The sequence below is a fragment of the Klebsiella sp. MBT K-1 genome (assembly GCF_002556465.1).
GTDB lineage: Bacteria > Pseudomonadota > Gammaproteobacteria > Enterobacterales > Enterobacteriaceae > Klebsiella > Klebsiella grimontii.
In genome coordinates this window covers 1-14889 of sequence record NZ_PDEL01000016.1, presented here as the reverse complement: position 1 = coordinate 14889, position 14889 = coordinate 1, and the positions used below count along the sequence as shown (strand labels likewise).

The 14889-nt window shown below is 52.5% G+C and carries 13 protein-coding genes and 1 pseudogene; 9 read left to right on the top strand and 5 right to left on the bottom strand.

From position 1 onward, the window contains the following. Nucleotides 1-22: 22 nt before the first annotated feature. The 3 genes from fkpB (at nucleotide 23) to rihC (ending at nucleotide 2404) form a co-directional block, all read left to right on the top strand. Nucleotides 23-472 carry an FKBP-type peptidyl-prolyl cis-trans isomerase gene (gene fkpB, locus CMQ96_RS22040; RefSeq protein ID WP_004872298.1) on the top strand — a complete coding sequence of 150 codons (450 nt, stop codon included), beginning with the start codon at nucleotides 23-25 and terminating at the stop codon, nucleotides 470-472. A 1-nt stretch (nucleotide 473) separates the two neighbouring features. Continuing rightward, nucleotides 474-1424, top strand: a complete 951-nt coding sequence (gene ispH, locus CMQ96_RS22035; protein ID WP_049086835.1) for a 4-hydroxy-3-methylbut-2-enyl diphosphate reductase — start codon at nucleotides 474-476, stop codon at nucleotides 1422-1424. Between the two features lie 65 nt (nucleotides 1425-1489). Continuing rightward, on the top strand, nucleotides 1490-2404 hold the full coding sequence (gene rihC, locus CMQ96_RS22030) for a ribonucleoside hydrolase RihC (RefSeq protein ID WP_049088261.1): 915 nt from the start codon (nucleotides 1490-1492) through the stop codon (nucleotides 2402-2404). Nucleotides 2405-2433: 29 nt separating this feature from the next. Here rihC and CMQ96_RS22025 read toward each other — a convergent pair whose 3' ends face one another. After that, nucleotides 2434-3372, bottom strand: a complete 939-nt coding sequence (locus CMQ96_RS22025) for a LysR family transcriptional regulator (protein WP_049086844.1) — start codon at nucleotides 3370-3372, stop codon at nucleotides 2434-2436. Between the two features lie 279 nt (nucleotides 3373-3651). Here CMQ96_RS22025 and CMQ96_RS22020 point away from each other — a divergent pair, with 279 nt between their 5' ends. From CMQ96_RS22020 to CMQ96_RS22000, 5 genes are all read left to right on the top strand, one after another. After that, complete coding sequence (locus CMQ96_RS22020) at nucleotides 3652-4707, top strand: 4-oxalomesaconate tautomerase (protein WP_098067334.1); 1056 nt, start codon at nucleotides 3652-3654, stop codon at nucleotides 4705-4707. A gap of 105 nt (nucleotides 4708-4812) precedes the next feature. Next, nucleotides 4813-6246 carry an anion permease gene (locus CMQ96_RS22015; protein WP_004872289.1) on the top strand — a complete coding sequence of 478 codons (1434 nt, stop codon included), beginning with the start codon at nucleotides 4813-4815 and terminating at the stop codon, nucleotides 6244-6246. Nucleotides 6247-6426: 180 nt separating this feature from the next. Beyond that, nucleotides 6427-7686 carry an SLC13 family permease gene (locus CMQ96_RS22010; RefSeq protein WP_049086846.1) on the top strand — a complete coding sequence of 420 codons (1260 nt, stop codon included), beginning with the start codon at nucleotides 6427-6429 and terminating at the stop codon, nucleotides 7684-7686. A gap of 75 nt (nucleotides 7687-7761) precedes the next feature. Then, entirely contained in the window at nucleotides 7762-10053 is a 2292-nt protein-coding gene (locus tag CMQ96_RS22005; protein WP_098067333.1) for a hydratase, read from the top strand. 186 nt (nucleotides 10054-10239) lie between these two features. Beyond that, entirely contained in the window at nucleotides 10240-10602 is a 363-nt protein-coding gene (locus CMQ96_RS22000; protein WP_098067332.1) for a DUF805 domain-containing protein, read from the top strand. Here the strand turns inward: CMQ96_RS22000 and CMQ96_RS21995 are convergent. Next, nucleotides 10535-11479: a LysR family transcriptional regulator gene (locus tag CMQ96_RS21995; RefSeq protein WP_082236765.1), complete on the bottom strand. Its 945-nt coding sequence runs from the start codon at nucleotides 11477-11479 to the stop codon at nucleotides 10535-10537. The genes CMQ96_RS22000 and CMQ96_RS21995 overlap by 68 nt on opposite strands. 92 nt (nucleotides 11480-11571) lie before the next feature. Here CMQ96_RS21995 and CMQ96_RS21990 point away from each other — a divergent pair, with 92 nt between their 5' ends. Then, nucleotides 11572-12201 (top strand): alanyl-tRNA synthetase, encoded by a 630-nt coding sequence (locus CMQ96_RS21990; protein WP_049088265.1) that lies wholly within the window; start codon nucleotides 11572-11574, stop codon nucleotides 12199-12201. 44 nt (nucleotides 12202-12245) lie between these two features. Here CMQ96_RS21990 and CMQ96_RS21985 read toward each other — a convergent pair whose 3' ends face one another. The 3 genes and pseudogenes from CMQ96_RS21985 to CMQ96_RS21975 all read right to left on the bottom strand — a co-directional run. Next, nucleotides 12246-12944 (bottom strand): response regulator, encoded by a 699-nt coding sequence (locus CMQ96_RS21985; RefSeq protein ID WP_049130048.1) that lies wholly within the window; start codon nucleotides 12942-12944, stop codon nucleotides 12246-12248. After that, nucleotides 12937-14565 (bottom strand): sensor histidine kinase, encoded by a 1629-nt coding sequence (locus CMQ96_RS21980; protein ID WP_004872278.1) that lies wholly within the window; start codon nucleotides 14563-14565, stop codon nucleotides 12937-12939. The genes CMQ96_RS21985 and CMQ96_RS21980 overlap by 8 nt, the downstream gene beginning before the upstream one ends. Nucleotides 14566-14811: 246 nt before the next feature. Continuing rightward, nucleotides 14812-14889: pseudogene (locus tag CMQ96_RS21975) on the bottom strand (oxaloacetate decarboxylase beta chain); the annotation flags it as partial.

Here is a 14889-nt window from a genome sequence, read left to right as displayed (position 1 = left end):
GCAAAACAAGTGAGCAACCTGCATGTCTAAATCAGTACAGAGCAACAGTGCGGTGCTGGTGCACTTCACCTTAAAGCTCGACGATGGCTCCACCGCAGAGTCAACACGCAATAACGGTAAACCCGCGCTGTTTCGCCTGGGCGATACCTCGCTTTCTGAAGGTCTTGAACAGCATCTGCTGGGGCTGAAAGAAGGGGATAAAACCACCTTTTCGCTGGAGCCGGACGCCGCGTTTGGCGTACCGAGCCCGGACCTGATCCAATACTTCTCGCGCCGGGAATTTATCGACGCGGGCGAGCCTTCAATCGGCGCGATTATGCTCTTTACCGCAATGGATGGCAGCGAAATGCCCGGCGTGATCCGCGAAGTGAACGGCGATTCGATCACCGTTGATTTCAATCACCCGCTGGCCGGGCGTACCGTTCATTTTGATGTTGAAGTGCTGGAGATCGATCCGGCGCTGGAGGGGTAAGATGCAGATTCTGTTGGCTAACCCGCGCGGCTTCTGCGCAGGCGTTGACCGCGCTATCAGCATTGTTGAAAACGCGCTGACGCTATACGGCGCGCCGATCTACGTGCGTCATGAAGTCGTGCACAACCGCTATGTTGTCGATAGCCTACGGCAGCGCGGCGCGATTTTTATTGAGCAGATTAGCGAAGTGCCGGACGGCGCAATCCTGATCTTCTCCGCCCACGGCGTCTCTCAGGCCGTTCGCAACGAGGCGAAAAGCCGCGATCTGACGGTGTTTGACGCTACCTGTCCGCTGGTCACCAAAGTGCATATGGAAGTCGCCCGCGCCAGCCGTCGCGGCGAAGAATCCATTTTGATTGGTCACGCCGGTCATCCGGAAGTCGAAGGTACCATGGGCCAGTACAGCAACCCGCAGGGGGGAATGTACCTGGTGGAATCGCCGGACGATGTCTGGACGCTGGACGTGAAAAACGACGCTAAGCTGTCGTTTATGACCCAGACGACGCTCTCCGTCGACGATACCTCCGACGTGATTGACGCTCTGCGCGAGCGTTTCCCGAAAATCGTCGGGCCGCGCAAAGATGATATCTGCTATGCCACGACTAACCGTCAGGAAGCCGTCCGCGCGCTGGCCGGGCAGGCCGATGTGGTGCTGGTGGTAGGGTCGAAGAACTCCTCTAACTCTAACCGTCTGGCCGAGCTGGCTCAGCGGATGGGGAAAGCGGCCTATCTGATCGACGACGCGACCGATATCCAGGAAGCGTGGGTGAAAGAAGCGCAGTGCGTCGGCGTCACCGCGGGCGCTTCGGCGCCGGATATTCTGGTCCAGAACGTGATTACGCGTTTGCAGGAGCTGGGCGGCGGCGAAGCGGTGCCGCTGGAAGGGCGCGAAGAGAACATCGTTTTCGAGGTGCCGAAAGAGCTGCGCGTAGACGTCCGTGAAGTAGAGTAAGTTCTTTTCCGCCGCAGTATGAGAAGATGCCAGGCTTAACGTCTGGCATTTTTTATGGAGAAACTATGCGCTTACCTATCATTCTGGATACCGATCCCGGCATTGATGACGCCGCGGCGATTGCCGCCGCGCTGTTCGCCCCCGAGCTGGATCTGCAGCTGATGACCACGGTCGCGGGGAATGTGTCGGTGGAGAAAACGACCCGCAACGCCCTGCAGCTTCTGCATTTTTGGAACGCTGGTGTCCCGCTGGCCCAGGGGGCGTCGATGCCGCTGGTTCGCCCGCTGCGCGACGCCGCTTCCGTGCACGGCGAATCCGGGATGGAAGGCTACGATTTTGTTGAACATCACCGTCAGCCGCTGGCGAAACCGGCGTTTCAGGCGATCCGCGACGCGCTGATGCACGCTCCGGAGCCGATGACGCTGGTGGCGATTGGCCCGTTAACCAACATCGCGCTATTGCTGACCCAGTACCCTGAATGCCGTTTTAACATCCGTCGTCTGGTGATTATGGGCGGCTCCGCCGGGCGCGGTAACTTTACGCCGAACGCGGAATTTAACATCGCCATCGACCCGGAAGCGGCGGCTAAAGTGTTCAGCAGCGGGTTGGAGATCGTTATGTGCGGGCTGGATGTCACCAATCAGGCGATGCTGGCGCCGGCGTATCTCGCCACTCTGCCGACGCTTAATCAGACCGGAAAGATGCTGCACGCGCTGTTTAGCCACTACCGTAGCGGGAGCATGAGCAGCGGGCTGCGTATGCACGACCTGTGCGCGATTGCCTGGCTGGTCCGTCCGCAGCTGTTTACCCTTGCACCGTGCTTTGTGGCGGTAGAAACCCAGGGCATATGGACCTCAGGCACCACGGTGGTGGATATCGAAGGCAAACTGGGCCAACCGGCAAATGCGCAGGTGGCGCTGGGGCTGGATGTCGAAGGATTTCAGCGCTGGGCGGCCGAGGTGATTGCGCTGGCGCCCTAGCCCGGTAACGAAGCGGCCGGGCATGGCGCTCAGGTGCTCTGAATGGGGTCGACGACGTTGCGCCATAGCGTGCCCGCTTCATCGGTCCACATCAGCAGTAATAGCGACGCTAATCGTTCTGCCGCCGCGGAAAGGGGCCGGTTCTTTACGCGGATCATACCCAGCGTGCGCCGGATCACCGGCTCGACAAGCGGAACGCTCACGACGGTGCTGTTGCCGCTATGGGGCATCGCCAGGCAGGGGAGCGCCGAGACGCCCAACCCGGCTTCGACAAGACCGAGCGAGGTCGACAAGTGTCGGACTTCATAAAACCAATCCAGTCGCCAGGGCTTATCAGCCAGGCATTTCTCGATTAACTGTCTGTTGCCGCTTGATTTCCTTACCCCGATTAAGGTTTGGCTCACCAGTTCCCGCCATTCAACTAATTGTCTCCCCGCCAGCGGATGGTCTTGCCGACACGCCAGAACAAAAGGTTCATTCACCAGAGGGATAAAATCGATGTCTGGATATGTGATGAAGTTCATGTTTATTCCAAAATCAACATCGCCTTTGCGTACCGAGTTCATGCACGTTTCTATACCTTGTTCATAAATTCGTACTTTGATGTTGGGATAGCTTTGGTTAAATTGCACGATAGCACGCGGTAAAAAGTAAAATACGGCGGTCGGAATGCAAGATAGCGTTACCGTATCATGTATTTGAGACGTTAAATCGTTGAGGTTAAATATTGCCGCATCAAGGCTGGCAATCAACGCTTTGGCCTTTGGGAGAAGCATTTTTCCGGCCTGAGTAAGCGCAATTTTTCGCGTGGTTCGTTCGAACAGCGCAATATTCAGATTATCCTCTATTTTTTTTATCTTTTTAGTCAGCGCGGGTTGCGTGAGGTTGAGCTGCTCGGCTGCTTTACTAAATGAGCCTAGCTCCGCAACCGTGACAAAAGCCTTCATACCGGATAGTTCATTTTTCATTATTGCTCCGTAGGGGTTAATAAGCGTTTCTCTAAGTAGATGACTAGTCATTATTAAGCGGGAATGCTTTTTTATTAATACTCAGCAGGAATAACTGTTATGGCAAAATTTTATCAACCGGTGAGATTCTGGCAAGTAGAATGAATTTGTAAAATGCCTGAGGTGATTGATATTGGCCGTTAATTAAGTAAATAAAAATCTTAAAAAACATAAAACCAATTAAATTCACGGAGCCGTTTTACACCATTCTTCTATTTCTTAGCGAATAAGGAACATGCTATGAAGAGCATTCCCTGTGTATTAATGCGTGGTGGGACATCGAAAGGCGCCTTTCTTTTAGCAGATGATTTACCCAAGGATATTCAGAAACGTGATGACTGCTTATTAGCCATCATGGGTTCGGGTCATGAGCTGGAAATTGACGGCATTGGCGGAGGGAGCCCACAAACCAGTAAGGTGGCGATTATCAGTCAATCGCTTAGCGAAGAAGCGGATATCGATTATCTGTTTGTTCAGGTCATCGTTAATGAACGGCGGGTGGATACAACGCCAAACTGCGGCAATATGCTGTGTGCGGTAGGCGGGTTTGCGATTGAACATGGGTTAGTTGAGGCGGCGTCTCCGGTTACGCGAGTGCGTATAAGAAACGTGAACACCAATACTTTTATTGACGCTGACGTTCAAACACCTGACGGCAAGGTTATCTATGAAGGGGATAGCCAAATCGATGGCGTTCCGGGGCGCGCCGCGCCGGTTGCATTGACTTTTTTGAATGCGGCGGGGGCCAAATCCGGACGCCTTTTCCCGACGGGTAATCGTATGGACGTATTCGATGATGTACGAGTGACCTGTATTGATATGGCGATGCCCATGGTGGTGATCCCGGCTCAGAGTCTGGGCAAAACCGGATATGAATCTGCGAGTGAATTAGATCGGGATAGCGGGTTATTAAAATCGCTTGAATCTATTCGTATCCAGGCCGGTAAGGCGATGGGGTTTGGGGATGTAACGAATAGGGTTATCCCAAAACCGGTTCTGATTTCTCCTGCATTAAGCGGCGGAAGTATAAACGTACGCTATTTTATGCCGCATAATTGCCATAAATCGCTGGCGATTACCGGTGCTATCGGTCTGGCAAGCGCATGTATTATTCCGAAAACCATTGCTAATGAACTGACGAAGCTATCAGGCGACGGAATCATTAAAGTCGAACACCCCAGCGGCGGTATTGAAGTCGACTTAAGCCAGACGACTGAACGCCCAGAAGATATCCGGGCTTCGGTTATTCGTACTGCGCGGAAGATCCTTTCAGGAACGGTTTACATTCCCGAATAAATACCCACTCTCTGAGTATCTATAAAAATACCCGGAATCGGGGAGGGAGTGATGTGAATACGTTTCACCAGCATCCTTACATATTGATTGCAGGGAAGGAATGAAATGCAAAAGAATAAATTATGGAAACTGCTTGTTATAATAGCAATACCGTTACTCATCAGTTTATTCCCAGCGCCAGAAGGGTTATCAAAACTTGCCTGGGTATTATCCGGTATCTATCTGGCCGCGATTGTCGGGTTAGTCATTAAACCTTTTGCTGAGCCCGTGGTCCTGCTGATCGCGGTGGCCGCATCAATGGTGGTTGTGGGAAATTTAGGCGACGGTTCGATAAAAGCGGCCAGCGTGTTAAGCGGATATTCATCAGGTACCACCTGGTTGGTGTTTTCTGCATTTACCCTGAGCGCGGCATTTGTCATTACCGGATTGGGTAAAAGAATTGCGTATATTCTGATCGGAAAAATTGGCAGTACGACGTTGGGTCTGGGCTACGTTACCGCCTTCCTTGACCTGATCCTGGCGCCCGCGACGCCTTCAAATACAGCGCGTGCCGGCGGAATTGTACTGCCGATTATTAACAGTGTTGCCGTCGCTCTTGGGTCCGAGCCGGAGCGCAGCGCAAAGCGCGTTGGTCATTATCTCATGCTGAACGTCTATATGGTGACCAAAACAACCAGCTATATGTTCTTCACCGCGATGGCCGGAAATATACTTGCGCTAAAAATGATCGAAGATATTTGCCATATAAAATTGAGCTGGGGAGGATGGGCGCTGGCGGCCGGATTACCCGGAATTATCATGTTACTGTTGACGCCGCTGATTACCTACAAGCTTTACCCGCCAGAACTGAAGAAAGTCGATAACAAAAAGATCGCCAAAGCCGGTATGGAAGCTTTGGGGCCAATGACGCTACGTGAAAAGATGCTGTCCTGCCTCTTTGTTCTTGCGCTTGGCGGTTGGGTATTTAGTCAATCGCTGGGAGTGAATGAGTCTACCGTGGCGATCGGCGTTATGGCGTTAATGCTGGTGTTGAGAATCGTCACCTGGGATGACGTGATTAAGAATAAGGGGGGATGGAATACGCTCATATGGTACGGCGGTATTATTGGTTTAAGTTCTCTGCTCTCCAAAGTTGGCTTTTTCTTATGGTTGGCTGATTTATTAAAAAATAATATTTCATTTAACGGTCATGGTAATGTCGCTTTCATCGTTATTGTTGCCTTAAGCATTTTAGTGCGTTACTTCTTTGCGTCAGGCAGCGCTTATATTGTGGCGATGGTTCCCGTTTTTGCTATGCTGGCGAACGTTTCTGGCGCACCGGTCATGCTAACTGCGCTCGCCTTACTCTTCAGCAACTCTTATGGTGGCATGGTAACCCACTACGGCGGGGCGGCAGGGCCAGTTATTTTTGGCGTTGGCTATAATGATATTAAATCATGGTGGATTATCGGTGGAATATTAGCGTTACTTACTTTCCTCCTGCAAATCACGCTAGGAGTATGGTGGTGGGAAATATTAATCGCCTGGAAGGTAATTTAAAAATTTTTTGAGGAAATGATAGCTTAGCTGGGCATCACAGGGTGCCCAGGGGCAAGGTTTATTATTCAGAGCGGCATGTGGCTTATCTGCTCTTTTTATTTGAGCGTTTAAGTGTGGGTGAAGTTACCTGATTTCAAATATGATTATATGGCCTTTGATAAGGTGAGGTGTGATATATTTATGTCTCCAGTTACGATTACATTGTCGCTATTAGTTTTTTCTATAGTAATGTTTGTATGGGAAAAAATCCCGCTGGCTGTAACGGCCATGATTGTTTGTATTACTCTGGTGGTTACCGGCGTTTTTGATGTGCAAACGGCTTTTTCCGGTTTTATTAATCAAAATGTCATTTTGTTTGTGGCAATGTTTGTGGTCGGCGGCGCCTTATTTGAAACCGGCGTAACGGATAAGATTGGCGGTATTGTGACGCGTTATGCGCGGAGCGAAAAGCAGCTCATTGTCATCATTATGTTAGTCTGTGGGCTCCTTTCCGGAGTCTTGTCCAATACTGGCACGGCGGCGGTTTTAATTCCTGTGGTAATAGGCGCAGCGATTAAATCAGGGTACGCCCGCTCCCGGCTTCTTATGCCGCTGGCGTTTGCCTCGGCGTTGGGCGGTAATCTTTCGCTGATCGGTTCACCCGGCAACCTGATCGCGCAATCGGCGCTGGAACAGGTTGGCCAAAGTTTCGGTTTTTTTGAATACGCTAAGTTAGGTATTCCCATGTTAGCCTGCGGTATTCTCTATTTTGTGACTATCGGCTACCGGATATTACCCGGCAAAAATACGCTTCAGAAGCACGGCGCTGAAAGCATCAGGACGGTCGATTGCCCGACGTATAAGCAGGTGATTGCGCTGTCGGTATTGATCGCGACGGTATTGGGCATGATCTTCGAAAAGCGCATTGGTTTGCCGATCGCGATTATTGGTTCAATTGGCGCTTTATCGTTGGTTATTACCCGGGTGATTACTGAAAAACAGGCCTACCAGGCCATCGACTCGCAGACGATTTTCCTGTTCGGCGGTACTCTGGCATTAGCAAAGGCACTGGAAACCACCGGCGCTGGCGCGATCATGGCGCGCTCAATAATAGACTTGCTCGGACACCAGGCCTCGCCTTTCTTACTTTTAAGCGCCGTATTAATCATCTCCTGCATTTTAACCAATTTTATGTCAAATACGGCAACGGCGGCTTTATTAATGCCGATTGGCCTGTCTATTGCCCATTCGATGGGCGCCGATCCCCGGGCGGTGTTAATGGCGATTGTTATCGGCTGTTCATGCGCTTATGCGACGCCAGTGGGAACGCCTGCCAATATGATGATTTTTTCCGCCGGCGGATATAAGTTTGTCGATTATGTAAAAGTTGGTTTGCCGCTTATTTTGATATCGGTAATTGTTAGCTTTGTTTTGCTGCCCATTTTCTTTCCATTTTATTAATCGCGGCCAGCGATCTTTTAAAAAGTAGGGCTAATCGCTCAGGCGTGATTTTTTCTACATCTAAGGATATATGTCATGATTAAATTATATGACCATGGAGTCTATATCTCGCATCAGCATGGTATTATTTGTGCTGATAATCGTTCAGCCGCGGTAGAGGAGAAGGAGGAGGCGCGCAAGAGAACGATCTCATGGTCGATTCTCTCCGCCCATAATACGTCAGGGGATGATCATAAGTTAAAAATTAAATTTGATTCAATGGCTTCCCACGATATTACTTTTGTGGGCATCATCCAGACCGCTAAGGCATCAGGCATGGAGCGTTTTCCATTGCCATATGTTTTAACGAATTGTCATAACTCCCTTTGCGCCGTCGGCGGGACGATCAATAGCGATGACCATATATTTGGCTTGTCATCAGCGAAAAAGTACGGCGGCATTTATGTCCCGCCCCATATTTCCGTTATTCATCAATATATGCGTGAGATGATGGCCGGCAGCGGGAAAATGGTCCTGGGCTCAGACAGCCATACCCGCTATGGCGCTTTGGGAACGATGGCGGTTGGCGAGGGGGGCGGAGAATTAGTTAAGCAGCTGCTCGGTGAGACCTGGGATATTGATTATCCAGAGGTAGTTGCGGTGTATCTGACGGGTAAACCCTCTCCCGGCGTTGGCCCTCAGGATATTGCCCTGGCGATCATTGGCGCGGTGTTTGAGCGCGGTTACGTAAAAAATAAACTTATGGAGTTTGTTGGCCCGGGCGTGGCGACGATGTCTACCGACTTCAGAAATAGCGTGGATGTGATGACAACGGAGACCACGTGTTTATCCTCTATCTGGCAAACCGATGAAGAGACCAAACACTACTTACGCCTTCATGGCAGGGAGCAGGACTATTGTCCGCTCTCGGCAAAAGAGATGGCTTACTATGATGGCTGCATAGAAGTGGACTTAAGTAGCATCAAGCCGATGATCGCCTTGCCCTTTCATCCCGCCAACGTATATGAAATTGATACGCTTAATGACAATTTGCAGGATATTTTGCATGAGGTCGAAACGGCGGCCGATAAAATTTCCCAGGGACGCGCAGCGCTCACCCTGCGGGATAAAATCGAAAATGGCAAACTGCGGATTCAGCAGGGAATTATCGCCGGTTGCGCCGGCGGAAATTATGTTAACGTGGTCGAAGCGGCGCATGCCTTAAAAAACCGCTCCTGTGGTGACAACGCTTTCTCTCTGTCGATATATCCCTCTTCCCAACCGGTATTAATGGACCTGACTAAAAAAGGCATGACCAGCGCGCTGTTGAGCGCCGGCGCGATTATGCGCACCGCATTTTGTGGACCCTGTTTTGGCGCAGGCGATACGCCCATGCATAACGGATTAAGCATTCGCCACACGACGCGTAATTTTCCAAACCGGGAAGGGTCAAAACCGGGGAATGGGCAAATGTCGGCTGTCGCGCTGATGGATGCCCGCTCCATTGCGGCGACGGCAGCCAATGGGGGCGTGCTGACATCGGCTTGCGAACTCGATTGCTGGGAAAACATTCCGCAGTATGAATTTGATGCTTCGCCTTATAAAAATCGCGTTTATCAAGGCTTTATTAAGGGGGCGACGCAACAATCGCTGATTTATGGTCCGAATATTAAAGACTGGCCGGAGATGAGTGCGCTAACGGAAAATATTCTGTTAAACGTGACCTCAAAGATAATGGATCCGGTGACCACCACCGATGAACTTATTCCATCAGGAGAAACCTCTTCATTCCGCTCCAATCCTTTAGGGCTGGCCGAGTTTACCCTTTCACGACGCGACCCGGGCTACGTTGGCCGCAGTAAGAAGATTGCCGCTCTGGAAACACGGCGGATGACAGGCGACAACCCTTGTCGTCTGGAGCCGGAGCTTGAGGCGGTTTTTTCCCGGATCCGACAGCTGCCGGGACAGGAAAATGTCACCCTCGAGCAGACGGAGATAGGCAGTATGGTGTATGCGGTAAAACCCGGCGATGGTTCCGCGCGCGAGCAGGCCGCCAGCTGCCAGAGAGTCCTCGGCGGCCTGGCGAATATTGCCCAGCAGTATGCGACCAAGCGCTATCGTTCAAACGTTATCAACTGGGGGATGCTGCCGCTGCAGATGGAGGCGCTGCCGGAATTTGAAGTGGGCGACTTCATCTATATTCCGGGAATCAAGTCCGCTTTGGAAACCAATATGAGTCAAATTACCGCCTTCGTGATTAGCCCTCAGCATCCCGTTAAAGAGATCTCGCTTTATATGGAGGGATTAACCGCATCAGAGCGGGAGATTATTAAAGCGGGGAGCTTAATTAATTATAATAAATTACGCTTAACAACCCACCAACATTAAATGATCTTCATCGGCAAGATGAATAAAACGGGGATGATATATCATCCCCGTTTTATTCATAGCCGAGGCAAAATAACTCACGTTCAAAACTCTCGCCGTTTTGCGCTATCGCATGATGGGTTATTCTGGCGTAATCTCTCCGGTACGCAGCCAATACTGGATTGGGCTATGAACAGGGAGAGAAAAATGACGAATGGACAAGCGTATTTTAACGGATGGAAAAAGGGCCTCGATTTTAGCGGAGTGGCCAGCAGGCAGGAGTTTTGGTCTTTTTTGCTCATCAACCTGTTGATTCTTGCCCTGCCGCTGGCGACCTGGTTTTTGGCGATGCAGCATAACTCTCAGTACGGCGTTTTCATTTTTTTCGCTGCACCGCTCAGCGGTCTTCTTTCGCTGCCGATGATTGTTCCGCTGCTGGCCGTTGGCTGCCGCAGGATGCACGATATCGGTTGTTCAGGATGGTGGTTCGCCCTGTGCCTTATTATTCCATGGTTTTTGATCGTCGCGCTATGGCTGTGCTGCCTGAAGCCGGCTGCATCTTCTCGCTGAGATAATCAATCATCGCCCGCATTCTGGCGGGCATATGCTTGTTGCCCGACCACAGTAGCCACAGCTGGCCGGAATAGCTGCTGATAAACTCCCACTCCGGTAAAACCTGCACAATCTCGCCGCGCGCCAGCGCCTCACGGGCGGTAAACAGCGGCAGGCTGCCGATCCCCAGATTTTGCTTCACGGCATCGAGGCGCACGGCGGTGTGGTTGGCGGCGTAGCGGCCGTGGGTCTGGATCGTCTCCGTTTTCCCCGCACGGCGGAATTTCCAGCGCGCATCGGCGGGCGTTTCGCCAAGGCTGATACAGCTATGAGCGCGCAGATCCTGCGGCATTCGCGGCGTTCCATGTTGTTCCAGGTAGCCGGGCGTCGCGCAGACGACGTGGCTTATCGTCATCAACGGTTTACCGTGCAGACCCGGGGAAGGGGTATGGGTGATACGCAGCGCCAGGTCAATACCGTCATCGATAAAATCGAGAACCCGATCCTCAAGCCGCAGACAGACGTCGACCTGCGGATAGCGGGTAAAAAATTCCAGCATCAGCGGGTGAATGGCAAACCGGCCCACGGCTTTCGGCACGCTTAGCGTGAGCTTGCCCTGCGCCACCGCCTGGGTACTGCTGGCGGAATCCATAGCTAGACGCGCCGACTCCAGCATCTCCAGCGCATGTTCATACACCGTCTTACCGGACTCGCTGAGGCGTAGCTTGCGCGTTGTGCGATGCAGCAGCTTGCAGCCCATCTCCTGTTCAAGGCGAGAAACGCTGCGGCTGATAGCCGAGGGCGTCGCGCCCGTCTGGCGCGCGACGGCGGAAAAGCTGCCCTGTTCAACAATCTGCACAAACAGGGCGAGGTCGGGCAGTAGGCTTAGATTCATTTGTGCTTCCAGGGCAAAATTGCATTGATGTCAGGCGGGATTATCGCCACCAGTAATATCAATATACTGTCCTGACAGAGAGGAGAACAACCATGACAGAACGCCTTTATTACACCAGCGACGCCACTGAATGCCTGGCGCGAGTCGTCAACTGCCTGAGCGAAGCCGATGGCCGCTATGCCATTGAGCTGGACCGTACGCTGTTTCACCCGCAGGGCGGCGGGCAGCCGGCGGATCGCGGCTGGATTGCCGATCTGGCGGTCGAAGGCGTGGTTTCGCGCGGCGATAGCGTAGCGCATATCGTTTCACAGCCGCTGCCGTCAGGCGAGGTCACGATCCGTATCGATGCGGAAAGCCGACGGCTTCACGCGCGCCTGCACTCCGCCGGGCACGTGCTTGCCCAGGCCGGCGAGCAGTCAGGCTGGCAGCCGATGAAAGGACATCACTGGCCGGGAGAAAGCCGTATCATTTTTGCCGCCGGGGCTAACGGCGGGCTGCCCGAAGCCAGCGCGCTGCTGGAAAAAGTCGCCGCCTGGCAGGCAGGAAATTTACCGCGTCAGGTCGCTTTTGCCGATGGCCTGCGCCAGATTGGGTTCGGCGATATGCAGAGCTATCCCTGCGGCGGTACGCACGTTGCCAGCCTGTCCGAGCTGGGGAAAATCGTCATTAGCCAGGTGAAGATGAAAAAAGGCCAAATTATTGTCAGCTACACCGTGGAATAAGCGCATGAAAGGAGATGCGCGATAAACAGGGCATCTCCTGGGGCTTAAAGAGGCGCAGGATGTTTACCGTGATAAATCCGCTCCGGTCTGCCGACTTTGCCATAGCTGATTTCAGCTTCAAGAAAATCATTTTTAACCCCTTGCTCAAGGTAACGGCGGGCGGTGGTTTTACTGCTGCCGAGAATACGGGCGAGCGTGTCTGCGGTATGGACCGTTTCCGGGTCGGCGAAGAGCTGCAATACCCGGTTAAAGGTGCTCTCATCAATACCGCGCAGCGGAGAGCCTGCGGCTTCCGTATGCTCTTTTGCCTGGATATTGAACAGGGCGTCAACATGGGTTTGGCTTGCCTGTTCGCTTGAGCGCAGAGAGCTGCGATAGCGGGCAAAACGCTCAAGGGTATGCTGCAATCGCTGATAATGAACCGGTTTAATCAGGTAATCAAAAACGCCCATCCGCAGGGCTTCGCTGATGGTATCCATATGGTTATCGGCGGTGATGAAAATGATACGCCCTTGATAATGCGTGTTGACGGCGTGGCGGATCAAATCGAGCCCTTTACCATCGGGCAAGAAGTTATCCAGCAGAGTGAGCTGGGGCTGATAGAGGCGAAGCAGCTTTTTCGCGCTTTCCAGTTTATCGGCAATGCCAATGACTTCGAACTGGGGAAATTGCTTGATCGTATCCACCAGGATTTCCGCCAGCATAGGTTCGTCTTCAACGATAAGAGTTGTAATGCTATCCATGATGTTCATCTCTGGTCAGGGGGATATAAAGGGTAAAAATGGTGCCAAAAGGAATGTTGTTATCGACGACGATATTGCCGCCGGCTTGCTCAACGTAGCTGCGAACCAGCCAGAGTCCGATGCCGTGATCGCCGCTGTCGCTGCTGGTGACGCCGCGTTCAAAAATACGATCGCGCAGTGATTCGTCAATTCCGCAGCCCTGGTCGGCGATCTCGACGATCGCTTCGTCGCCCTCGCTGTTGATCAGGCATTCGATCTGCCTTGAACCTGTCGGCTGGCGCAAGGTGGCGTTGTAGGCATTGTCCAGCAAATTACCGACGATCGAGATCCACTCATTATGCGAAAGCGACGAGGGTAAGGTCTCAACGTGGCAGGCGGGATCGAATACCAGCTCTATTCCGAGCTCTTTGGCGCGGTAATACTTGCCGATCAGCAGCCCGGCAAGGTGATTCACTTTAAAGTTACGGGCAATAAAATCGAGCACCTTCTGGTGGCTTTCAGACTGCTGCTGAATAAGATCCAGCGCGTTGTCATAGCGTTTTAAAAACAGCAGCCCGGCGATGGTGGAGATCAGATTGCGATGCTCGTGCTGCACGGCCCGCAGATTATCCGCGTACTGCTGAACCTGGCTAAGCTGCAGGCTCAGGGTGTTGATATCGTCTTTACTGCGAAAGCTAATGACCCAGCCCTGAGGCTCGCTATTGAGCGTGACGGCCATGCGGCTGGCGATCACTTTAATCTGGTTAAAGGTGACGATTTCGTCTTTTTTATTGGTCTGCGGCGCGTCATAGAAGAATGCCTCCTGAGAGATCACGCTATTGATGCTTTTGCCAATCAGGATGGTTTCCGGCTGGCTCAGGTTTAATAGCCTCCGCGCGGTCTGATTGATGGCGGTAATTCTGTAATGAGAGTCAATGGCTATCAGCCCCTCAAAGACCGATTCAAACAGGACGCTCTGCTGGATGAGCAGCTGTGATAGCTGCTGAGGTTCCATATTTAGCATCTGCTTTTTAATATGCAGCGAGAAGCGCCGCGCGCAGTAAAGCAGCAGGAGCAGCATAATCGCCATCGGGATCATCAGCGATCCGATTTGCAGGCTCAGCCAGTTCTCTAATTGTTCGATGGTGTATCCCACCGATACGATGCCGATCACTTTCCCGGTGCTGTCCTGGATCGGCGACTTGCCGCGTAGTGAAGAACCCAGCGATCCCTTACGCACCGACACGTAGCTTTTGGCGTTATATAGCGCCTCGTCGCTGTCTCCGCCCTCCATGTATTTACCGATCTCCTCAGGATTCACGTGATACAGGCGCTGGCCTTTCGCGTCGCCGACGGTGATATAGGTGGCGTCGGAAAACGAACGCATCGGGTCGATAAGTGCTTTAATGCGCGGTAAATCGTGCTTTTCCACCGCGTCAACCAGTTCGGGCATGGCGGAGATCTGCATCGCCTGAATCAGCGCGCGCTGCCCGACCTGGTAATGCAGGCGCTCCTCGGTAATGTTGGTGAGATACCATGACATCGCCAGCATCACGATTGTCGAGGTAAACAGGATCAGCAGGAAGATGCGGTTCTGAAACGAACGTCGGGCAAACCAGTGCGTGATTTTTCGGGCAAACATTGGGCGAATTGACATCAAAAGGTTATTTTCTCTTTTTTAGTGGCCGTCGGCGCGGAATCGGCCCACAGATTGACTGATTTCAGAACTCGCTTAGTCGGAATACGACGTTTTACGTACCTTCGGTTTGGGCTTTGGCACCGTCGCCTGGGGTATTTCCCGGAGGCGGCGCGTAGCGCCTGTCCGGGCTACCCGATCGCGCCGGTAGCCCGGATAAGGCGTCAGCCGCAATCCGGGAAAGGTAACGATTTACATCGCCAGCACGTACTTGAGCATCACCCCGGCGGCTATCGCCGAGCCAATCACTCCCGCCACGTTCGGGCCCAT